Origin of the sequence: Kineococcus deserti (assembly GCF_050871945.1) — a bacterium.
In the GTDB taxonomy this organism is placed as follows: domain Bacteria; phylum Actinomycetota; class Actinomycetes; order Actinomycetales; family Kineococcaceae; genus Kineococcus.
Window position 1 is genome coordinate 121,131 of the sequence record NZ_JBJLSI010000002.1, and the last position, 20,814, is coordinate 141,944.

Annotated in this window: 20 protein-coding genes; 11 read left to right on the forward strand and 9 right to left on the reverse strand. The window is 73.7% G+C overall.

The window, feature by feature from the left end; all coding sequences use genetic code 11:
• Nucleotides 1-125: 125 nt before the first annotated feature.
• From ACRYR2_RS02530 to ACRYR2_RS02540, 3 genes are read left to right on the forward strand one after another with little or no spacing between them, the layout of a single operon-like run.
• Nucleotides 126-974 (forward strand): nitrilase-related carbon-nitrogen hydrolase, encoded by an 849-nt coding sequence (locus tag ACRYR2_RS02530; protein WP_432561245.1) that lies wholly within the window; start codon nt 126-128, stop codon nt 972-974.
• On the forward strand, nt 971-2,401 hold the full coding sequence (gene hydA / locus ACRYR2_RS02535) for a dihydropyrimidinase (protein WP_432561246.1): 1,431 nt from the start codon (nt 971-973) through the stop codon (nt 2,399-2,401). Before ACRYR2_RS02530 ends, hydA begins: the two co-directional genes overlap by 4 nt.
• 13 nt (nt 2,402-2,414) lie before the next feature.
• The gene (locus tag ACRYR2_RS02540) at nt 2,415-3,455 is read left to right on the forward strand and encodes a TIGR03842 family LLM class F420-dependent oxidoreductase (RefSeq protein ID WP_432561247.1); all 1,041 of its coding nucleotides are present in this window, start codon (nt 2,415-2,417) and stop codon (nt 3,453-3,455) included.
• On the opposite strand, the gene ACRYR2_RS02545 is transcribed toward ACRYR2_RS02540, so the two are convergent.
• Together ACRYR2_RS02545 and ACRYR2_RS02550 are read right to left on the reverse strand one after the other, a co-directional pair.
• Nucleotides 3,448-4,182 carry a class I SAM-dependent methyltransferase gene (locus tag ACRYR2_RS02545; RefSeq protein ID WP_432561248.1) on the reverse strand — a complete coding sequence of 245 codons (735 nt, stop codon included), beginning with the start codon at nt 4,180-4,182 and terminating at the stop codon, nt 3,448-3,450. The two genes, ACRYR2_RS02540 and ACRYR2_RS02545, sit on opposite strands and share 8 nt — an antisense overlap.
• A 46-nt stretch (nt 4,183-4,228) precedes the next feature.
• Nucleotides 4,229-5,362 carry an MFS transporter gene (locus tag ACRYR2_RS02550; RefSeq protein WP_432561249.1) on the reverse strand — a complete coding sequence of 378 codons (1,134 nt, stop codon included), beginning with the start codon at nt 5,360-5,362 and terminating at the stop codon, nt 4,229-4,231.
• A 33-nt stretch (nt 5,363-5,395) separates the two neighbouring features.
• Between ACRYR2_RS02550 and ACRYR2_RS02555 the strand changes: the two genes are divergently transcribed.
• On the forward strand, nt 5,396-5,758 hold the full coding sequence (locus tag ACRYR2_RS02555) for a VOC family protein (RefSeq protein WP_432561250.1): 363 nt from the start codon (nt 5,396-5,398) through the stop codon (nt 5,756-5,758).
• Nucleotides 5,759-5,772: 14 nt separating this feature from the next.
• Here ACRYR2_RS02555 and ACRYR2_RS02560 read toward each other — a convergent pair whose 3' ends face one another.
• Entirely contained in the window at nt 5,773-6,021 is a 249-nt protein-coding gene (locus ACRYR2_RS02560) for a hypothetical protein (protein ID WP_432561251.1), read from the reverse strand.
• A 126-nt stretch (nt 6,022-6,147) separates the two neighbouring features.
• On the opposite strand from ACRYR2_RS02560, the gene ACRYR2_RS02565 reads away from it, so the two are divergent.
• Nucleotides 6,148-6,654, forward strand: coding sequence for a mycothiol transferase (locus tag ACRYR2_RS02565; protein ID WP_432561252.1), 507 nt, complete (start codon nt 6,148-6,150; stop codon nt 6,652-6,654).
• Nucleotides 6,655-6,708: 54 nt separating this feature from the next.
• On the opposite strand, the gene ACRYR2_RS02570 is transcribed toward ACRYR2_RS02565, so the two are convergent.
• Both ACRYR2_RS02570 and ACRYR2_RS02575 read right to left on the reverse strand, forming a co-directional pair.
• Nucleotides 6,709-6,912 carry a cold-shock protein gene (locus ACRYR2_RS02570; protein WP_432561253.1) on the reverse strand — a complete coding sequence of 68 codons (204 nt, stop codon included), beginning with the start codon at nt 6,910-6,912 and terminating at the stop codon, nt 6,709-6,711.
• 153 nt (nt 6,913-7,065) lie between these two features.
• On the reverse strand, nt 7,066-8,133 hold the full coding sequence (locus tag ACRYR2_RS02575; RefSeq protein ID WP_432561254.1) for a fatty acid desaturase family protein: 1,068 nt from the start codon (nt 8,131-8,133) through the stop codon (nt 7,066-7,068).
• 236 nt (nt 8,134-8,369) lie between these two features.
• Here ACRYR2_RS02575 and ACRYR2_RS02580 point away from each other — a divergent pair, with 236 nt between their 5' ends.
• Nucleotides 8,370-10,628, forward strand: coding sequence for a HelD family protein (locus ACRYR2_RS02580; protein ID WP_432561255.1), 2,259 nt, complete (start codon nt 8,370-8,372; stop codon nt 10,626-10,628).
• Between the two features lie 9 nt (nt 10,629-10,637).
• Here ACRYR2_RS02580 and ACRYR2_RS02585 read toward each other — a convergent pair whose 3' ends face one another.
• Complete coding sequence (locus ACRYR2_RS02585) at nt 10,638-10,889, reverse strand: hypothetical protein (RefSeq protein ID WP_432561256.1); 252 nt, start codon at nt 10,887-10,889, stop codon at nt 10,638-10,640.
• A 159-nt stretch (nt 10,890-11,048) separates the two neighbouring features.
• Nucleotides 11,049-11,828 (reverse strand): carbon-nitrogen hydrolase family protein, encoded by a 780-nt coding sequence (locus tag ACRYR2_RS02590; protein ID WP_432561257.1) that lies wholly within the window; start codon nt 11,826-11,828, stop codon nt 11,049-11,051.
• Nucleotides 11,829-11,885: 57 nt separating this feature from the next.
• Here ACRYR2_RS02590 and ACRYR2_RS02595 point away from each other — a divergent pair, with 57 nt between their 5' ends.
• Nucleotides 11,886-13,301 (forward strand): MFS transporter, encoded by a 1,416-nt coding sequence (locus ACRYR2_RS02595; protein WP_432561258.1) that lies wholly within the window; start codon nt 11,886-11,888, stop codon nt 13,299-13,301.
• Nucleotides 13,302-13,352: 51 nt separating this feature from the next.
• Here the strand turns inward: ACRYR2_RS02595 and ACRYR2_RS02600 are convergent, their stop codons facing one another.
• The gene (locus tag ACRYR2_RS02600; protein WP_432561259.1) at nt 13,353-14,096 is read right to left on the reverse strand and encodes a sulfite exporter TauE/SafE family protein; all 744 of its coding nucleotides are present in this window, start codon (nt 14,094-14,096) and stop codon (nt 13,353-13,355) included.
• A 62-nt stretch (nt 14,097-14,158) separates the two neighbouring features.
• On the opposite strand from ACRYR2_RS02600, the gene ACRYR2_RS02605 reads away from it, so the two are divergent.
• Nucleotides 14,159-15,160: a sigma-70 family RNA polymerase sigma factor gene (locus ACRYR2_RS02605; RefSeq protein WP_432561260.1), complete on the forward strand. Its 1,002-nt coding sequence runs from the start codon at nt 14,159-14,161 to the stop codon at nt 15,158-15,160.
• Nucleotides 15,161-15,162: 2 nt separating this feature from the next.
• Here ACRYR2_RS02605 and ACRYR2_RS02610 read toward each other — a convergent pair whose 3' ends face one another.
• Nucleotides 15,163-15,690 carry a DinB family protein gene (locus ACRYR2_RS02610; RefSeq protein ID WP_432561261.1) on the reverse strand — a complete coding sequence of 176 codons (528 nt, stop codon included), beginning with the start codon at nt 15,688-15,690 and terminating at the stop codon, nt 15,163-15,165.
• 102 nt (nt 15,691-15,792) lie between these two features.
• Between ACRYR2_RS02610 and ACRYR2_RS02615 the strand changes: the two genes are divergently transcribed.
• The 3 genes from ACRYR2_RS02615 (at nt 15,793) to ACRYR2_RS02625 (ending at nt 20,742) form a co-directional block, all read left to right on the forward strand.
• A complete protein-coding gene (locus tag ACRYR2_RS02615) occupies nt 15,793-18,162 on the forward strand; it encodes a helicase-associated domain-containing protein (protein ID WP_432561262.1) in 2,370 nt (789 codons plus the stop codon).
• 98 nt (nt 18,163-18,260) lie between these two features.
• Nucleotides 18,261-19,034, forward strand: coding sequence for a DUF4190 domain-containing protein (locus tag ACRYR2_RS02620; protein WP_432561263.1), 774 nt, complete (start codon nt 18,261-18,263; stop codon nt 19,032-19,034).
• Nucleotides 19,035-19,071: 37 nt separating this feature from the next.
• Nucleotides 19,072-20,742, forward strand: a complete 1,671-nt coding sequence (locus ACRYR2_RS02625) for a DNA repair helicase XPB (RefSeq protein ID WP_432561264.1) — start codon at nt 19,072-19,074, stop codon at nt 20,740-20,742.
• Nucleotides 20,743-20,814: the final 72 nt, after the last annotated feature.

Here is a 20,814-nt window from a genome sequence, read left to right on the forward strand (position 1 = left end):
CCTCCTCGCTCAGGTGGGCGAGGTCGGCGGCCGGGTCCGCAGATCGTCGCCTCCCCACCCTTGTGGGACACCGCCCCGTCGCGGAATGCTCCGGGCACCCGATCCACGAGGAGAGGAGTGCCACCGTGACCACGCTGCGCGTCGCTCTCGTCCAGGCCGCCTGGACCGGCGACAAGGAGAGCATGATCGAGGCGCACGAGGACTACGCCCGGCAGGCCGCCGACGCCGGCGCCGGCGTCGTGTGCTTCCAGGAACTGTTCTACGGCCCCTACTTCGGGATCACCCAGGACAGCCGGTACTACGACTACGCCGAGTCCGTCCCCGGGCCCACGGTCGAGCGCTTCCGCGCCCTGGCCGCCGACCTCGGTCTCGTGATGGTCCTGCCGGTGTACGAGGAGGAGCAACCCGGCGTCCTCTACAACACCGCGGCCGTCGTCGACTCCGACGGCAGCTACCTGGGCAAGTACCGCAAGAACCACCTGCCGCACCTGGACCGGTTCTGGGAGAAGTTCTACTTCCGCCCCGGCAACCTCGGCTACCCCGTGTTCGACACCTCCGTCGGCCGCATCGGCGTCTACATCTGCTACGACCGGCACTTCCCCGAGGGCTGGCGTGCCCTCGGTCTGGCCGGTGCCCAGGTCGTCTTCAACCCCAACGCCTCCAAACCGAGCCTGTCGAACCGGTTGTGGGAGCTGGAGCAGCCCACGGCCGCCGCCGCCAACGGGTACTTCGTCGCGGTGCCCAACCGGGTCGGCGCCGAGACCGGCGAGTTCGGCGAGGACGCCGTGCCGTTCTACGGGACCAGCTACGTCGTGGACCCGATGGGCAACTTCGTCGGCGACAAGGCCGGCAGCGAGGGTCCCGAACTGCTCGTGCGCGACCTCGACCTCGACCTCGTCCGCAGGGCCCGCACCGACTGGCAGTTCTACCGCGACCGCCGTCCGGACACCTACGGCTCCCTGGTCCAGCCGTGAGCCGCGCGGGGACCAGGACGATCGTCCACGGCGGAACGCTCGTCTCGGCCACCGGCGCCACCCCGACCGACGTGCTGCTGGAGGGCGAACGGGTCGCCGCCCTGCTGGCGCCCGGCGTCGGGGACGAGTTCGCCGTCGACGAGCGCATCGACGCCACCGGCTGCTACGTCCTGCCCGGCGGGGTGGACGTGCACACGCACTTCGAGATGCCGTTCGGCGGCACCGAGGCCTCCGACACGTTCGAGACGGGAACCCGCGCCGCCGCCTGGGGCGGCACCACGACGGTCGTCGACTTCGTCGTGCAGCGCAGCGGGGAGGTCGTCGAGCAGGCCCTGGAGACCTGGCACGCCAAGGCCGCCGGGAACTGCGCGGTCGACTACGGCTTCCACGTGATCCTCGGCGACGTCACCGAGGACTCGCTCAAGGCGATGGACTCCCTGGTCGCCCACGAGGGCGTCACCAGCTTCAAGTTGTTCATGGCCTACCCCGGGGTGTTCTACTCCGACGACGGGCAGATCCTGCGCGCCATGCAGCGCGCGGCCGGCAACGGGGCGACGGTGATGGTGCACGCCGAGAACGGCATCGCCATCGACGTCCTGGTCCAGCAGGCGCTGGCGGCGGGCAACACCGATCCGGTCTTCCACGGCCTGACCCGCCCGGCCGAGCTGGAGGCCGAGGCCGTCAACCGGGCCGTCGCGCTGGCGAAGGTCGCCGGCGGAACCCCGCTGTACGTCGTGCACGTGTCGGCCTCGCAGGCCCTGGAACGCATCGCCGCCGAACGCACCACCGGCGCGAACGTGTTCGCCGAGACCTGCCCGCAGTACCTGTACCTGACGCTGGAGGACCACCTCGGCGCGGGCGGTCCGGGGAGTTTCGAGGGGGCGAAGTACGCCTGCTCCACACCGCTGCGCTCCAGGCACGAACCGCACGCCGCGGACCTGTGGCAGGGCCTGCGCACCGACGACCTGGCCGTGGTCTCCACCGACCACTGCCCGTTCTGCTTCAAGGACCAGAAGCAGCTCGGCGTCGGGGACTTCTCCAAGATCCCCAACGGCATGGGCGGGGTGGAGCACCGGATGGACCTGGTGCACCAGGGCGTCGTCGACGGGCACCTGTCGTTGCAGCGCTGGGTCGAGACGTGCTCGACCACGCCGGCCCGGATGTTCGGCATGTACCCGCGCAAGGGGGTCCTCGCCCCCGGGTCCGACGCCGACGTGGTGGTCTACGACCCCGCCGCCACCACCCGGATCTCGGCGCAGACGCACCACATGAACATCGACTACTCCGCCTACGAGGGTCTCGAGCTGACCGGCGGGGTGCGCACGGTCCTCTCCCGCGGGCGCGTGCTCCTCGACCGCGGCACCTGGAGCGGAACACCCGGCCACGGGCAGTTCGTCCGCCGCGGCCTGTCCCAGTACCTGCGCTGAGGGGAGGACCTCCGTGGACTTCGGCGTCGTCCTGCAGACCACTCCCCCCGCCGCACGCGTCGTGGAGCTGGCGCGAGTGGCCGAGACGTACGGGTTCAGCCACGTCTGGACGTTCGACTCGCACGTGCTGTGGGAGGAGCCGTACGTCGTGCACGCGGCGGTCCTGGCCGCCACCCGCAAGGTCGTCGTGGGGCCCATGGTGACCAACCCCGCGACGCGGGAGTGGTCGGTCACCGCCTCCACGTTCGCCACGCTCAACGAGATGTTCGGCCCGCGCACGATCTGCGGGATCGGCCGCGGCGACTCGGCCGTGCGCACCCTGTCGGGCAGACCGACCACGCTGGCGGCGTTGCGCGAGTCCGTGCACGTCATCCGCGAACTGGCCAACGGCCGTCCCGTCGAGCACCGCGGCCGCACGATCCGCCTGCCCTGGGCGAGCGATCCCGGCCCCGGGTACCGGACGCAGGTGTGGGTCGCCGCCTACGGGCCGAAGGCGTTGCGGCTGGCCGGGGAGGTCGCCGACGGTTTCATCCTGCAGCTGGCCGACCCCGACGTCGCGGCGTGGACGATCCGCAGCGTGCGGGAGGCCGCCGCGCAGGCCGGGCGGGATCCGCTGTCGGTGAAGGTCTGCGTGGCCGCCCCGGCCTACGTGGGCGGGGACTCCCCGCAGTCGCTGGCGCACCAGCGGGAGCAGTGCCGGTGGTTCGGCGGGATGGTGGGCAACCACGTCGCCGACCTCGTCGAACGCTACGGGTCCACCGGCGAGGTGCCGGCCGCGTTGACCGACTACGTCGAGGGCCGCCAGGGGTACGACTACAACGAGCACGGCCGCGCCGGGAACACCCACGCGCAGTTCGTGCCCGACGAGATCGTCGACCGGTTCTGCCTGCTGGGCAGCGCGTCCGAGCACCTGGTGCGGCTGCGGGAACTGCAGGCGCTCGGGGTGGACCAGTTCGCGCTGTACCTGCAGCACGACGCCAAGGAGCAGACGCTGCGCGCCTACGGCGACGTCGTCCTGCCGGCGATGGCCGACGACGTGCCGGCCCTCAGCTGAGGCGCGCCGCGGTCACGACGAACTCCAGCCCCGGCCGGTCCGGCGCCTGGCGGACGTCGGCGACCGAGAACCCCGCACGCTCCAGCGAGTCCCGGAGTTCGGGCAGGTCGCGGAACCGCAGGGTCGAGGTGGACGTGAGCCGCTCGCCGTCGGCGAAGGTGAACGTGTCGCGGAACGACACCAGCGGCAGGGCGACGCCGGTCAGTTCGAACCGGTGCTCGACCCGCCCGGCCCCCGGGACGTCGCGCACCTCCTCGACGGGTTCCTCCCACCGCCGCCAGGCCTGCGCGTCCGGCCTGCGGGTCTCGAAGACGACCGCCCCGCCGGGCCGCAGCGCGCGGGCGACCCCGCGCAGCGCCGCGTCCCACGCCTCGTCGGTCGTGAAGACCTGGGCGACGTTGCCGGTCATCACGGCCAGGTCCGCCTCGAGGGCGGGCAGCCCGTCGGCCCCGAGCTCCAGCCAGCGGACCCCGGCCGTCCCGGGACGCTGCCGGGCGATCCGCAGGCTCGCCGCGGCCGGGTCGGCGCCGACCACGTCGAACCCCGCGGCGACCAGCAGCGCGACGAGGCGACCGGTGCCGCAGCCGACGTCGAGGACGCGGGAGGCGCCGAGCTCGCCGGCCCGCGCCACGTAGGGCTCCAGGTCGGGACGGGACCCGTCGTCGGCGTCGTTGAAGGCGTCGTAGAGGGCTGCGAGCCGCGGGTGGGCGAAGAGCGCGTCCGGCACGGGCCGATCGTGCCCGGGACCGCTCGCCCGCCGCGACCGAGCCCCCTCAGCGCGCCGACAGCTCGGGGACGACGCGGCCGGACACCACGACGGCGGCGAGGGCCACGACCGTCAGCACCGAGCCGGCCGCGTACACCGCGCCGTACCCCAGCGCCGTGGCCGACCCCAGCGCGACGACCGGGCCGGCGAGGACCTGACCCACCCGGCGGACGTTGCTGAAGATGCCGACCGCCAGCCCGGGGCGCGGGACGATGCGCTGGAACAACGTCATCCCGACGCCGATCGTGACGGCGAAGAACCACGCGTTGAGCACCTGCAGCGCCAGCAGACCGGCCGGCCCGTCCACCAGCACGACCCCGGCGTAGTAGACGGTTCCGGCCACGCACCCGGAGGCCACGAGGGCGAGGTCGCCGAACCGCCGGGTGAGCCGTCCGACCACCAGCAGTGCGGGGATCTCCAGCCCCGCCGAGACGCCCAGGACGATCCCCGCCCACACGACGTCCAGCCCGAGCCGCTGCGTCACGAACAGGCTCATGACCGAGACCGCGGCGCTGTTGGCGGCCGCGGTGGCGACGAAGGCCACCGACACGAGCGCCGTGCCGCGGCGCGGGACCCGTTGCGCGGCGGCCGGCTCGGGCACCCCGGCCGGGACGCCGGTGCGCAGCTGCACGGTGGTGGCCACGTTGAGCACGGCGACCACCGCGACCGCGGCGAGCAGCCAGTGCACGCCGTGCCCGAGCAGCAGCGTCGCCACCGGTGGCCCACCGACGTAGGCCGCCGAGAACACGGCCCGGGTCCGCACGATCCGCTCGGGCCCGGCGCCGGCGTGCTTGAGGTGGGCGAACAGCAGTGCCGGCCCGACGCCGGCCGGGCCGCCCAGCAGGACGAGGGCCACGACGGCCGGCGGCAGCGACGTCACGAGCGCCAGCACGCCGGCGAGCGTCAGCGTCAGCACGCCGCTGGCGGCCATCGGCAGCACGTAGTCCCCGCGCCGGTCGGCCCACGCGGGCACGACGAGAGCGGCGACGAACCCGCTGGCGTTGTAGGCCGCCAGCACCGCTCCCACCTCCCCGGCGGTGGCGTCGAACAACCCCACGAGCAGGAACGCGAGGGCGGGATTGAGGAAGGACTCCTGCAGGCCCCACCACAACGACGCGGACGGGACGAGCAACCGGCGCACGGTGCCACTGTCGCAGCAGTAGCCTCTGCGGGCATGGCACCCGCCCGGTTCAAGGACCTCTGCCTCGACGCCGCCGACCACCAGGCGCAGGCCGACTGGTGGTGCCGGACGCTGGGCTACGTGCGCCACGAGTTCGCCGACGGGCCACGCGATCCGGCGTGGCCGGTGCTCCTGGAGGACCCGACCGGGGCGGGCCCGGCGCTGTGGATCAATCCGGTGCCCGAACCCAAGACGGTGAAGAACCGGATGCACGTCGACGTCGTCGGCGACCGCGACGAGCTCCTGGCCGCCGGCGCGACGGTGGTGCTGCCGCGCGGGGAGGGGCGCAAGTGGGACGTGCTGGCCGATCCGGAGGGCAACGAGTTCTGCGCCTTCGACCCCCGTGAGGCCGGTTGAGCGGTCGGCCGGACTCAGCCCACCAGGCGCAGGCCGTCGAGGAAGGTCGTCAGCTCGCGCGGCTGGACGTGCACCACGATGCGCCGGACGTCGCCGCCGACGTCGAAGGCCACCGCGACGTCGGGGACGTGCACGCCGTACAGCTGCAGGTCCAGGGCGAGGGCCTCGCTGAGGAAGTCGCCGGGTTCGACCTCCAGGACGCCGCGCCGCCCGGCGGCGTCCAGGGAGGACCACCAGTGGTCGAGGGCTTCGCGTTGCGTCACGCACGGTTCATCGCTGCCCGCCGCCGCGCGTTTCGCGGTGTCGCCCGTCCGGAGCAGACCTCCTGCCCCGTCCGGGACCAGGGACCCCGGGATGCGTCACGGGTGGGTGGCGGCTAGGCATGACCCGTGGACGCCAAGGACATCCTGCTCGACCTCTACGGACGCCTTCCCGACGCCGTGCACGCGGCCGTCGACGGCCTGGACGAGTCGGCCCTGTCGGCGCGGCTGGACGAGTCGGCCAACAGCATCGCCTGGCTGGTGTGGCACCTGACCCGGGTGCAGGACGACCACGTCAGCGAGGTCGCCGGCCACGAGCAGACCTGGACCGCCGAGGGCTGGGCGTCGCGGTTCGGGCTGCCGTTCGACGAGGCGGAGACGGGTTACGGCTTCAGCTCCGAGCAGGTGGGGCAGGTGCGGGCGTCGGCCGGCCTGCTGACCGGGTACCACGACGCCGTCCACGCCCGGACGGTCGCGTACCTGCAGGGCCTGACCGACGACGACCTCGACCGCGTGGTCGACGAGGACTGGGACCCGCCGGTGACGCTGGGCGTCCGGCTGGTGAGCGTGGCCGACGACGACCTCGAGCACGTCGCGCAGGCGGCCTACGTCCGCGGGGTGCTGGAACGGCGCTGAACGCAGAACGACCCCCGTCCCACGAGGGGACGGGGGTCGTTCAGTGGATCTCGATCAGAGACGCACGACGTTCGAGGCCTGGGGGCCCTTGGCGCCCTGGGTCACCTCGAACTCGACGGTGTCGTTCTCCTCGAGGTTGCGGTACCCGTTGCCGGAGATCGCGGAGTAGTGGACGAAGACGTCCGGTCCACCGTCGGTGGGGGCGATGAAGCCGAAGCCCTTCTCACCGTTGAACCACTTGACAGTTCCCTGAGCCATGAGGCCTCCTCGGGTCGTTCGCCCCACGTGAATGGGACTCGCCGCCGAGGGTGCTGACCTGACTGGTGAGCGTACTTGGCCCTCGGTGATTCCCCGGGGCGCTGCGAGCCTGTCGAGAAACTGCGACTGAGTACAACGTAGCACGCCTGGAGATCAGGTGCTGCGCAACGTCGAGACCAGCGGACAGCGGAACGGGTCGCGCGCCGCCATCCCCACCTCGTTGAGGTACCCGGCGATGTCCGCGAAGGCCCGCGGCAGGGACGTCTCGGTGTAGGCGATGCCCTGCTCGGCGCAGAAGCGCTGCACGAAGGGACGGGCCGCGCGCAGGTTGGGCCGCGGCATGCTGGGGAAGAGGTGGTGCTCGACCTGGTGGTTGAGCCCGCCCATGACCAGGTCGACGAACCAGCCGCCGCTGATGTTGCGCGAGGTCAGCACCTGACGGCGGATGAAGTCGACCTTCGCCTCGCGCTCGACGATGGGCATCCCGACGTGGTTGGGCGCGAAGGCACCGCCCATGGCCAGCCCGAAGGCGGCCATGTGGACGCCGAAGAAGGCTGCTCCCCGTCCCGGCCCCAGCACCAGCACCAGCGCGGCCGCGTAGACGGCCCAGTGCACGACGATGAGGGCGGTGTCGACCCAGCGCCGCTTGCCGGAGCGGCCCAGCACCATGGTCCGCACCGAGTCCGCGTGCAGGTTCAGGCCCGCGAGCAGCAGCAGCGGGAAGAACCACCAGCCCTGCCTGGCCGTCGCCCAGCGCAGCAGTCCGCGCCGGCCCGCCGCGGCCTCGGGGTGGAAGGAGACGACGTCGGACTCGATGTCGGTGTCGGTGCCGCGCTTGTTGGGCGCCTGGTGGTGCTTGTTGTGCTTGCCCATCCACCAGCCGTAGCTGAGCCCGGTCAGCAGCGCCGCGAAGATGCGGGCGGCCCACTCGTTGCCGCGGTGCGTGGCGAAGATCTGCCGGTGCGCGCCGTCGTGGCCGAGGAAGGCGTACTGAGTCAGGACGAGCGCCAGCGGGGCGGCCGTCAGCAGCACGAGCCAGGAGTCGCGCAGCAGGTACGCGCCGGCCAGGACGGCCGCGAACGCGGCGGTCGTGGCGGCGATGCGCCCCCAGTAGTGCCCGGTGCGCCGGTGCATGAGCCCGGCCTCCTGCACCTGGGCCGTCAGCGCGGCGTACGGGGTGGTCCTGGCCCGAGGGCGGGCAGGGGTGGACAGGGTCGACACGGATCTCCTCACAGGCAAGGGGGAGGCCCCCGGCGTGGGGGCCTTCGCGGTGCCCGGGTGGTGGACCCGTGGAGAGACACTGCGGAGCGGGTGGTGCGCTGCGACCTTCGCACAGCGGTGGTGACGATGGACCAACGAACGGGTCCCCCCGTCCGTGCCCAGGACACCACGTCTAGGCTTCTGCGGTGCCGTTTCGGTGGCACGCACGACGAGCACCCGCACGAGGAGCCGCCCGAGTGAGCCAGTCGACCGAGTCCGAGGCGAACGCACGGACGACCGCGGAGGTCGCCCGCGAGGACGCCTACGTCGGCACGCTCTACGCCCGGCTGGACGCCCTGCGGGACCAGACGGCGCGCCAGCTGGCCGAGGTCCGCCGCACGATCGCCACCGGCACCCACCAGAACCGCTTCGAGCGCGACGCCTTCGCCACCCTCTACGAGGACCGGCTCTCCCAGCTGTGGTCGGTGGAGAACCGGCTGTGCTTCGGGCGGCTGGACCTGCGCGAGGGCACCCAGGACCCCCGCCGGTACGTCGGGCGGCTCGGGCTGGCCGACGAGCGGGGCAACCAGGTGCTGGTCGACTGGCGGGCACCGGCGGCGCAGGACTTCTACCAGGCCACGGCCGCCGCGCCCCGCGACGTCGTCCGGCGCCGGCACCTGCTGACCGCGGGCCGGCACGTGACCGGGATCGACGACGAGGTCCTCGTCGCGGCCGACGGCGAGCGCACGACCGGTGACGCGGCGCTGCTGGCGGCCGTCACGGCCCCGCGCACCGGGCGCATGGGTGACATCGTCGCCACGATCCAGGCCGAGCAGGACCGGGTGATCCGCGCCTCCGAACGCGGGGTGCTCGTCGTCCAGGGCGGGCCCGGGACGGGCAAGACGGCCGTCGCGCTGCACCGCACGGCGTACCTGCTCTACACCCACCGCGACCGGCTGGCCCGCAGCGGTGTGCTGCTCCTGGGCCCCAGCCCGGTGTTCCTGCGCTACGTCGAGCAGGTGCTGCCCGCCCTGGGTGAGACCGGTGTGGTGACGATGACGCTGGGCGAGATGTACCCCGGGGTCGTGGCCAGGGGCGAGGACTCCCCCGTCGCGGCCCGCGTCAAGGGGTCGCTGCGGATGGTCGACGTGCTCGAGGCCGCCGTCGCCGCCCGTCAGCGCGTCCCCGTCCAGCCCCTGCGGTTCGACCTCGACGGCACGCGCGTGCAGATCCGTCCCGAGGCCATCGCCTCGGCCCGCACCCGCGCGCGGCGCAGCCGCAAACCGCACAACGTCGCCCGGGTGACGTTCGTGCGCGAGGTGCTGAACTCCCTGGTCAACTCCCTGGCCCGTGCCCGCGGGGTGGACCTGGGCGAGGAACGGGACGACCTCGTCGCCGAGCTGCGCGAGAACGTCGACGTGCGCCGCGAGGTCAACCTGTGCTGGATGCCGTTGACGCCGGAGAAGGTGCTCGCCGGGCTGTACCGCAACCCCGCCGCGCTGGAACGGGTCGCGCCGCAGTTCTCCGAGCGCGACCGGGAGGCGCTCTTCCGCGAGGACGCGAGCGCCTGGTCCGAGGCGGACGTGCCGCTGCTGGACGAACTGGCCGAACTCCTCGGCCCGCTGGAGGAGTCCGCGACCCAGGCCCGCCGTGACGCCGACCGCGAGGAGCAGATCGCCTACGCGCGCAAGGTCCTGGAGGACTTCGAGGCCTCCGGGGTGGGCAACCCGCTGGTCAGCCCGGAACTGCTCGCCGACCGGTTCGCGACCGGCGGGCCGACCGGGACCGTCGCCGAACGCGCCGCGGCGGACCGGACCTGGGCGTACGGGCACGTCGTCGTCGACGAGGCGCAGGAACTGTCCGCGATGGCGTGGCGGCTGGTCGAACGGCGCTGCCCCTCGCGGTCGATGACGCTCGTGGGCGACGTCGCGCAGACCTCCAACCCGGCCGGGGCGCGCAGCTGGTCGCAGGCGCTGAAACCGGTGGTCGACGACCGCTGGCGGCTGGAGGAACTGACCGTCAACTACCGCACGCCGGCGCGCATCGCACGGGTCGCCGCCGACGTGCTGCGCGCCGCGGGCATCGCGGCGAACCCGCCGACGCCCGTGCGCGAGGGCGAGCACGACCCGGTGGCGGTGCCGCTGGGCGACGCGAGCTCGGTGGTGGAGTACGTGGCCGAACGCTTCGCGGCGCTCGACGAGGGCCGGATCGCGGTCCTGACCGCCGAGGAGACCGGGCCGACGGGGTCCGACGCGCTGCGGGCCGCGGTGACCGCGGTGCTGCCGGCTGGATCGGTGGCGGCCTCCCCCGACGACCTGGACGCCGAGGTGTCGGTCCTCGACGTCCACCGCGCCAAGGGGCTGGAGTTCGACGTCGTGGTGCTGGTCGAGCCCGCGGCCGTGCTGCGCCGGCCCCGCGGGGCCAACGACCTGTACGTCGCGCTGACCCGCGCCACCCAGGAACTGCACGTCCTGCACGCCGAACCGCTGCCGGAGGGGATGCGGGGACTGGACTGAGGCCCGCCCTCAGCCGCGACGGGCGTTCCACCCGCGCACGGTCAGCCAGACGCCGGCCGCGACGGCACCGTAGGCACCCCACCGCAGTCCCGCGTGGTTCAGGAGCACCGCCCAGGTGTCCCCACCGTCCGGACCGGACGGCCGGTACGCGGCCGCGACGCCGTGGAAGGCCACGCCGAGCACGACGAGGACGACACCCACGGCCAGGGACGTCCTCGCCCACCGCGGGAGGACGGGAGAGCGGGTTTCGCGAGGATCCACGTCGTGATCGTGGCGCGGTCGCGGGCCGGCGGTCATCAGCCGTTCGTCGCGCGGTCTCGCGGTGTGCGGCGACCGAGGGGCGAGCGCGCCCCGCCGGCGCGGCTGCGCGACCTCGCCCCGGACTGGACGGCGGTGGTGGTGGTGGTGGTGTCCGGTCGCTCAGAACCTCCGGTTGAGCAGGACCGGCAGGCTCGCGCGGGCCCGGGTGACCTCCTGCAGGTCCAGGTCCACCACGAGCCGGCCGGGTTCGGCCCCGAGCCCGGCGACGACCTCCCCGAGCGGGCTGACGACCCGGCTGTGGCCGACGCCCGTGGGCGCCGGACCGGTCTCCCCGGGCGGCGCGGCCTGCCCGCAGGCGAGCACGAAGCTGGTCGAGTCCAGCGCGCGGGCACGCGTCAGCAGGTCCCACTGCTCGACCTTGCCCACCCCCGCCCCCCAGGACGCGGCGACCACGACGACCTGCGCGCCGGCGTCGGCCAGGGTCTGGAACAGCCCGGGGAACCGGACGTCGTAGCACGTCGCCAACCCCACCCCGACGCCGTCGACGTCCAGGACGACCGGGCGGGTTCCGGGCTCGACGGTGTCGGACTCGGCGAACCCGAACGCGTCGTAGAGGTGGATCTTGTCGTAGTGCTCGTGCACGCCGGCACCGCGGGCGAGCAGGGTGTTGCGCACGCGCCCGCCTCCCCCCGGCGAGAACGCACCGGCGACGACGGTCAGCCCGGCCTCCTCGGCCAGTCGGCCCAGCTCGGTGGCGAACGGGCCGTCGACGGGTTCGGCCACGGGACCCAGCGGCACACCGAACCGGCACGAGAACGCCTCGGGCAGCACCAGCAGCCGGGCGCCGGCCTGCGCGGCGGCCTCGATCTCGACCTGCGCGGTCTTCAGGTTCCGGGCGGGGTCGGTCCCGCTGTTCAACTGGGACAGGACGATGCGCACGGGTCACTGACTACCACGCCGCCCGGGGGTGGACCGGTCCAGCCGTAGGCTTCCACGGTGTCGACCGCGCCCACCACCGCCCCGACCGGGTCCGCCGAGGGCTGGTCCCGTCCCCTGGCGCTCGTGGTCGCCCTGGCGTTCTTCATGGAGAACCTCGACGCGACCATCCTGATCACGGCCACCCCCTCGATCGCGGCGGACTACGGCGTGGCGGCGGCCGACCTCGGGCTGGCCGTCACGGCCTACCTCGTCGCGGTCGCGGCGTTCATCCCGTTCGGGTCCTGGCTGGCCGACCGGCTCGGCGCCCGCGCGGTCTTCCTGTCCTCCGTCGTCGTCTTCACGCTCGCCTCGGCGTGGTGCGCGGCCTCGGACTCGGTGGCCACCCTGACCTGCGCGCGCGTGCTGCAGGGCATCGCCGGCAGCATGCTCGTCCCGGTCGGCCGCCTGGTCGTCCTGCGCGGCACGGCCAAGGCCGACCTCGTGCGGGCCATCGCCTACCTGACGTGGCCCGCGCTGGTCGCCCCCGTCATCGCTCCCCTGCTCGGCGGGCTGCTGACCGAGCACGCGGGCTGGCCGTGGATCTTCTGGGGCAACGTGCCGATCGGCGTGGTGCTGGCGCTGGCGGCGTGGCGGATCGTGCCGCCGGTGGCGGCCGTGCGCCGGCCGCTGGACGTCGTCGGCCTGGTGCTGATGATCGTCACCGTCACCGCACTCGTGCTCGGCCTGGAGTTCGTCGCCGACCCCGCGAGGGCGGTCACCGGTTCGGTGCTGCTGGTGGCGGCCGTGCTCGTGGGGACCGTGGCGGTCCGGTGGGTCCGCCGGGCCGCGCACCCGGTGCTGGACCTGGGCACGCTGCGGATCGCGACGTTCCGGGTCTCGAACTCGGCCGGCTCGGTCTACCGCGCCGTCGTCAGCGCCGCGCCGTTCCTGCTGCCCCTGCTGCTGCAGGACGGTTTCGGCTGGAGCCCGGTGCAGGCCGGGGCCATGCTCATGGCCGTCTTCGCCGGGAACCTGGGGATCAAACCCGTGACGACCCCGCTCATGCGCCGGGTGCGGCTGGTGCCGATCGTCGTGGTCTCGACCGTCGTGCTCGCCGCGACGTTCGTGGCCGCGGCGACGCTGACGCCGGACACCCCGTCGGCGCTCGTCGCGGCCCTGTTCGTCGTCTCCGGCGCGGCCCGCTCGGTCGGTTTCACCGCGTACAACACGTTGCAGTTCGCCGACGTCCCGCCCGCCGGGATCGGCCCCGCGAACGCGGTCGCCTCCATCACCGCCCAACTGGCGACCGGTCTGGGCGTCGCCGTCGCCGCCCTGCTGGTCCGCTCGGCGGTCGCTCTCGTCCCCGGCCAGGACGCCGCCTTCGGCTACCGCGTCGCGCTGGTCGCGATGGCGGCCGTCGGCCTGGCGAGCCTGGTCGAGACGTTGTTCCTGCCGCGGGGTGCGGGCGACGCCGTGCGGGCCGGGCGCCGCTGAGGTCCCGGCAGGCCCCTCGGGTCGGTCTTCGTGCCGTGCAGGAACGGCCCCTCAGCGGCTGAGGAAGAGCCGGACCGCGAGGCCGAACCCCGCGACGGCGATGACGATCCGCAGCACCCGCGGGTCCAGCCGCCGCACGATCACCGGCCCGATCCGCCCGCCGGCCACGCAGCCGGCGCCGAGGAGCACGGCCGCCCACCAGTCGACGGGTCCGAAGACGGCGAACCCGACGGCCGCGACGGTGTTCGCCGCCCCGGTGAGCATGTTCTTCAACGCGTTGTTGTGCGCCAGCGACTGGCGGTGCAGCACCTCGCACAACGCGAGCATGAGCACCCCGGCGGCCGCGCCGAAGTACCCGCCGTAGATCCCGACGAGGAAGATCGCCGCGAGCACCAGCGGGTTGCTCGCCGAGCGGCCCGGCCGCAACCGCTTGATCCGCGGCTGCAGCAGCAACGTCACCGAGGCTCCGGCCACCAGGAACGGGACGACGACCTCGAAGGCACCCGGCGGCAGGGCCAGCAGCAGCACGCACCCGAGCGCCCCGCCCGCGGCGGCCAGCGGCACGAGCCGGCGCATCCGCGCTCCCTGGCCGGTCAGTTCGGGCCGTGAACCCACCGCGGTGCCGACCGTGACGCCCAGCAGGGCCACGGTGTTCGTGACGTTGGCCGCCAGCGGCGGCAACCCCGTCAGCAGCAGGGCCGGGTAGGACACCAGCGAGGCCAGACCGGCCGTGCTGCCGACGAGGCCGGCCAGAACCCCGGCCAGGAGCAGCAGCGGAACCTCGGAGGCGGACACGACGACCGATCCAACCAGTCGGGGGCTCCCGCTGTGTCGGGGGTCTGTGCTGTGCTGTGCGCGTGACGACCTCCGAGACCGCCACCACCCCGACGACGCTGTCGGCCGAGGAACTCGAACCCCGCCTCGCCGCCCACCGCGCCGAGCTGACCGGCTACTGCTACCGGATGCTCGGCTCCGCCTTCGACGCCGAGGACGCCGTCCAGGACACGATGGTGCGCGCCTGGAAGAGCATCGACGGTTTCGAGGGCCGCTCGGGCCTGCGGTCCTGGCTGTACCGGATCGCGACGAACGTCTGCCTGACGATGATCGAGAACCGCAAGAAGCGGGCCCGGCCGATGGACCTGTCGGCCTCGGCGTGGGAACCGGTGGAGGCCTCGCTGGCCAAGAGCCACCCCGAGGACACCTGGCTGGAACCCATGGTCGACGAACGGGTCCTGCCCGACGCCGGCGACCCGGCCGACATCGCCGTGGCCCGGGAGTCGATCCGGCTGGCGTTCGTGGCCGCCCTGCAGCACCTGCCGCCGCGCCAGCGGGCCGTGCTCATCCTGCGCGACGTGCTGCGCTGGAAGGCCGAGGAGGTCGCGAAGCTGCTCGAGACGACCACGGCCTCGGTCAACAGCGCCCTGCAGCGGGCGCGCGCGACGCTGGCCGACCGCCCCGACGTCGACCGGACGCAACCGCTGGACGACAGCCACCGCGCACTGCTGGACGAGTACGTGCGCGCCTTCGAGGCGTACGACATCGACGCCTTCGTGAAGCTGCTGGCCGCCGACGTCACGCAGAACATGCCGCCGTTCGACCTGTGGCTGGAAGGCGCCGACGACATCGCCGCCTGGATGGTCGGGCCCGGCCACCAGTGCCGGGGGTCCCGGCTCGTCCCGGTGACGATGAACGGCTCCCCCGCCTTCGTCCACTACAAGCCCGTCGGCGCCGACGGTGAACTGGTGCCGTTCGCGATCCAGGCCCTCGAACTGGCCGACGGCCGGATCGCGCGGATCACCTCGTTCCTCGACACCCGGTTGTTCGAGCTGTTCGACTTCCCGCGGACCGCCCCGGCCTGAGGTCAGCCCATCGACTTCCGCCCGTCGATCGCCTCGCGCAGGATGTCGGCGTGCCCGGCGTGCTGGGCCAGTTCGGCGATGACGTGCAGGAACACCCGGCGCGCCGACCACTGCTCCACCTCGAACCAGGGCGCAGCGGGCAGGTCGTGGGCCAGGTCGAGGTCGATCGTCCGGACGACCTCCTCGGTGCGCGCGGCGACGGCGGCGTAGTCGGCCAGGACGCCGGCCACCGTCTCCCCCGGCAGCATCCGGAAGGAGTTCTCGCGCGCCGCGTAGTCGGTCTCCTCGAACGGCGGGAACGCCTCGCTGCCCCGCTGGGCGAACTCCACCCACTGGGCCTCGGTCTCCCCCAGGTGCTTCACCAGCCCACCCAGGCACAGCTCGCTGACGGTGGTGCGGGCGGCGGCCTGCTCGTCGGTGAGGTCGGTCAGGGTCGCGGTGAACAACCAGCGGTGCTTGGCCAGGGTCGACAGCAGGTCGCGGCGCTCGGGGGACAACTCCTGTCCGGTCGCGCTCAGCTCTTCGGTCATGCCCGGCACCGTAGGACCGGCGTCCGGCACGGGGCCTCGCCGCGACCCGGGCCGGGGAGGAGTCGGCAGGCTCCCGCCAGCTGCGCACCTAAACTCGGTCCGATGCCCACGTCCCCAGCCCCGCGCACCCTCGCCGAGGACCTGCGCGCCCGTGCGGACGAGGACCTGCTCGTCCTGTTCGCCGCCCGTCCCGACCTCGCGGCGCCGCTGCCGACGTCCTCCACGGCGCTGGCCACCCGCGCGACGACGCGGGCCAGCACCCAGCGCGCCCTGGAGCGCCTCGACACCCCCACGCTGCAGGTGGCCGAGGTCCTGGCCGTCCTGCCCGACCCGACGAGCGTCACCGCGGTGTCGAAGGCGTGGGGCGCCAAGGCCGGCGAGATCGTCGCCGACCTGCGGCGCCGGGCGCTGGTGTGGGGCCCGGACCGGCGCCTGCACCTGGTCTCGGCCGTGCGCGAACTGCTCGGGCCGCACCCGGCGGGCCTGGGGCCCACGCTCGCCGACGCCCTGGGACGGCGCTCGCCGCAACGCCTGGCCGAGCTGCTGGAGGACCTCGAGCTCGAGGTCAGCCACGACCCAGAGGTCGCGCTGGAGCGCCTCACCCGGCACCTGGCCGTGCCCGACACGGTGACCGGGCTGCTGATCGACGCCCCCGAGGGGGTCCGCGCCGTCCTGGACAAGCTGACGTGGGGTCCGCCGACCGGAGCCGTCGAGCGCGCCGACCGGCAGGTGCGGGCCGCGACCTCGTCGGGGCCGGTGGACTGGCTGCTCTCGCGCGGCCTGCTCGCCGTCTCCGGGCCGGGCACCGTCGTGCTGCCCCGCGAGGTCGGGCTGGCCCTGCGCGGCGGGCGCGTGCACCAGGCCCCGGACCGGGTGCCCCCGGCGATCGCCGAGACGCCGCGCCCGCACGACCGGGTCCTGGGGGCGTCGGCCGAGGCCGCGACCGAGGCGTGCCGGCTGGTCGCCGAGCTCGGCCGGTGGTGGGGCACCGCCGGTCCCGCGGTGCTGCGCGCGGGTGGCCTGGGGGTGCGGGACCTGAAGCGGACGGCGACCGCCCTGGAGGTCGACGAGGCGACCGCGGCGCTGGTCGTGGAGACGGCGTGGGTCGCCGGGCTGGTCGCCGACGACGGTGAGGTCGAGCCCCGCTGGCTGCCGACCCCGGCCTTCGACGCCTGGCTCGAGGAGGACCTGCCCGAGCAGTGGCTGCAACTGGTCACGGCGTGGCTGCCCTCGACCCGGGTTCCGGCGATGGTCGGCACCCGGGACGCGAAGGACTCCGCCCGCAACGCGCTGGGCCCGGACCTGGACCGGGCCTCGGCGGTGCCCGTGCGGCACGCCGTCCTGGCCGAGCTGGCCGCCCTGCCCGCCGACGCCGCCGCGGACGCGGCCGACGTCGCCGCCCGGCTGCGCTGGCTGGCGCCACGGCGCGCGTCGCGGCTGCGCGACGACCTCGTCGGCTGGACGCTGCGCGACGCCTCCTGGCTCGGCGTGCTGGGGGCCGGCGCGCTGACCCCCGCGGGTCGGGCCGTGCTGGCCGGCGACGAGGACGGCGCCCTGCGGGCCCTGGCGGACTCGCTGCCCGAACCGGTCCGGGAGGTGCTGCTGCAGGCCGACCTGACGGCCGTGGCCCCCGGCCCGCTGGAACTCCACGTCGCGCGACGGCTGGAGTCGCTGGCCCGGGTGGAGAGCCGCGGCGGTGCGACCGTCTACCGGTTCGACGCCGGGTCGGTGCGCCGCGGCCTGGACGAGGGGCAGACGGCCGAGGAGGCGCTGGCCTTCCTGGCCGACCTGTCCTCCACGGGGGTCCCGCAGCCGCTGGAGTACCTGGTGCGGGACGTCGCACGACGGCACGGGCGCGTGCGGGTCGGGCGGGCCGGCGCTTACGTGCGCGCCGAGGATCCTGCCCTGCTGGCCGAACTGGTCGCCGACAAGCGCTGCAGCGCACTGGGTCTGCGCGCGCTGGCGCCGACGGTGCTGGCCTGCGCGGCCGATCCGGACGAGGTGCTGGCCGTGCTGCGGGACATCGGCGTCGCCCCGGCCGCCGAGGGGCCTGCGGGTGAACTGCTCGTGCGCCGCCCGGCGCAGGCGCGCTCGGGCCCCCGTCCGCTGCCGCGGCCGGTCACGGGTGAACCCCCGCCGCCGGGCCCCTCGCTGGTGGCCGCAGCGGTGCAGACGCTGCGCGCCGGTGACCAGGACGTCGACGAGCTCGAACGGCGGCGCGACCGGCACCGCGACGCCCCGGCGCTGCCGGCGATGGACCCGACGACGTCGCTGTCGGTGCTGCGCGAGGCGGCCGGGCGGCGGCAGCCGGTGTGGGTCGGGTACGTCGACTCCACCGGTGCCGCGGGCCGGTACCTGGTCGACCCGCTCGGGGTCGAGGGCGGTCGCATCACGGTCTTCGACCACGCGGAACGAACGGTGAAGTCGTTGTCCGTCCATCGGGTCACCGGGGTGGTCCAAGCCGACCTGTGAGGGTGAGGTGCGGTGCCCGGAGGGTGGGCTAGCGTCGTGCGGGCGCGGCTGGACAGCAGGGCGGACGGCCGGTGAGGACGGATGGGGGAAACGGAGTCATGAGCGACAGCGGACAGGGCGGCCAGCGGTCCTGGTGGGAGAAGCCCGACCCGGAGCAGGCCTCGCGCGACCCGTACCGGGCCGGCGACGAGGAGAGCACGCGGGACGCGCACGACCCGTACCGCCGGTCCGAGGGTGCCGAGGCCCCCACGCAGGCGCACCCGGCCACCCCGGCGCCGCCGACCGGGAGCCTGCCGCGGTACGGCGAGCAGCAGTCCCCGCGGCCGGACCAGCACAGCTACGACCAGCAGTACGGCGCCCCGCAGCAGTACGGCGGCAGCGCGTACGACCAGCCCCACGGCGACCGGCAGTGGGCGAACGAGCAGTACGCCGGTCAGCCGTACTCGCAGCAGTACGCCAACCAGCAGTACGCCAACCAGCAGTACGCCAACCAGCAGTACGCGAACCAGCAGTACGCGAACCAGCAGTACTACGGCTACGAGCAGCCGCCGGTGACCGGGATGGCCCACGCGGTGCTGTGGACGGCCGTCGGCGGGCTCGTGCTCTCCTTCACCGGCCTGGGCTGGATCGCGTCGATCGTGGCCCTGGCCCTGACCCCCGGGGCCCGGCGCGAGATCCTGGAGTCGCACGGCACCAGGCGGGGGCTGGGCTTCCTGCTGGCCGGGAAGATCTGCGCCTGGGTGAACATCGGCCTGACGGTGCTGTTCGTCGCCTTCCTCGTCGCGCTCCTCGCCCTGGGCCTGGGCAGCGGCTGGGACGACCCGAGCACGTCGTGGGACACCGACTCGGTGAGCGTGCTGTTCACCCGATGACCGGAAGTTCCCGCCCGATCGCGGAGTTGAACACCAGGTGACCGACGGCCCCCTCATCGTCCAGAGCGACAAGACCCTGCTCCTCGAGGTCGACCACCCGCGCGCCTCGGCGTGCCGGGCGGCGATCGCCCCGTTCGCCGAGCTCGAACGCGCTCCCGAGCACGTCCACACCTACCGGCTGACGCCGCTGGGCCTGTGGAACGCGCGCGCCGCCGGCCACGACGCCGAGCAGGTCGTCGACACGCTGCTGGAGTACTCCCGCTACTCCGTGCCGCACGCGCTGCTGGTCGACGTGGCCGAGACGATGGCCCGGTACGGCCGCCTGCAGCTGGTCAAGGACTCCGAGCACGGCCTGGTGCTGCACTCCCTCGACGCCCCCGTGCTCGAGGAGGTCATGCGCAGCAGGAAGGCCGCGCCCCTGCTCGGCGCGAAGGTCGCACCGGACACCGTGCTGGTGCACCCCAGCGAACGGGGCAACCTCAAGCAGGTCCTGCTCAAGCTGGGCTGGCCGGCCGAGGACCTGGCGGGGTACGTCGACGGCGAGGCCCACCCCATCGACCTCGCGCAGGACGGCTGGACGCTGCGGCCCTACCAGCACGAGGCCGTCGAGGGTTTCTGGCACGGCGGCTCCGGGGTCGTGGTGCTGCCCTGCGGTGCGGGCAAGACGCTCGTCGGCGCCGGGGCCATGGCCCGGGCCCGCGCGACCACGCTGATCCTGGTGACCAACACGGTCTCGGCCCGGCAGTGGCGCGACGAGCTGCTCAAGCGCACCTCGCTGACCGAGGACGAGATCGGCGAGTACTCCGGGGCCCGCAAGGAGATCCGCCCGGTGACGATCGCGACGTACCAGGTCGTGACGACCAAGCGGAAGGGCGTCTACCCGCACCTGGAGCTGTTCGACGCCCGCGACTGGGGCCTCATCGTCTACGACGAGGTGCACCTGCTGCCCGCGCCGATCTTCCGGATGACCGCCGACCTGCAGGCCCGTCGCCGGCTCGGGCTGACCGCCACGCTCGTGCGCGAGGACGGCCGCGAGGGCGACGTGTTCTCCCTCATCGGCCCCAAGCGCTACGACGCGCCGTGGAAGGACATCGAGGCGCAGGGCTACATCGCCCCCGCCGACTGCGTCGAGGTCCGCGTGACGCTGCCCGACTCCGAACGGCTCGCGTACGCCACGGCCGAGGACGACGAGAAGTACCGGCTGTGCTCGACCTCGGACGCGAAGTCCCGCGTGGTGGAGAAGCTCGTCGCCCAGCACGCGGGTCAGCCCACGCTGGTCATCGGGCAGTACATCGACCAGCTCGACGACCTGGCCGCCCGGCTCGACGCGCCCGTCATCAAGGGCGAGACGACCGTCAAGGAGCGTCAGCGGTTGTTCGACGCCTTCCGGCACGGCGAGATCACCACGCTGGTGGTCAGCAAGGTGGCGAACTTCTCGATCGACCTGCCCGAGGCGAAGGTCGCGATCCAGGTGTCGGGGTCGTTCGGCTCCCGGCAGGAGGAGGCCCAGCGGCTCGGCCGGGTGCTGCGTCCCAAGGGCGACCACGGGTCGGCGCGGTTCTACACCGTCGTCTCGCGCGACACCAAGGACCAGGACTTCGCCGCCCACCGGCAGCGGTTCCTGGCCGAACAGGGCTACGCGTACCGGATCGTGGACGCCGACGACATCGACGGTGGCGTCCCCGACGCCGACGGCGTCCTGCCCTGACGGTCCCCGCCCCGGGGGCGGAGTGCTTGATCACGGGAGTGCTTGATCACGGAAGTGCTTGATCACGGGAGT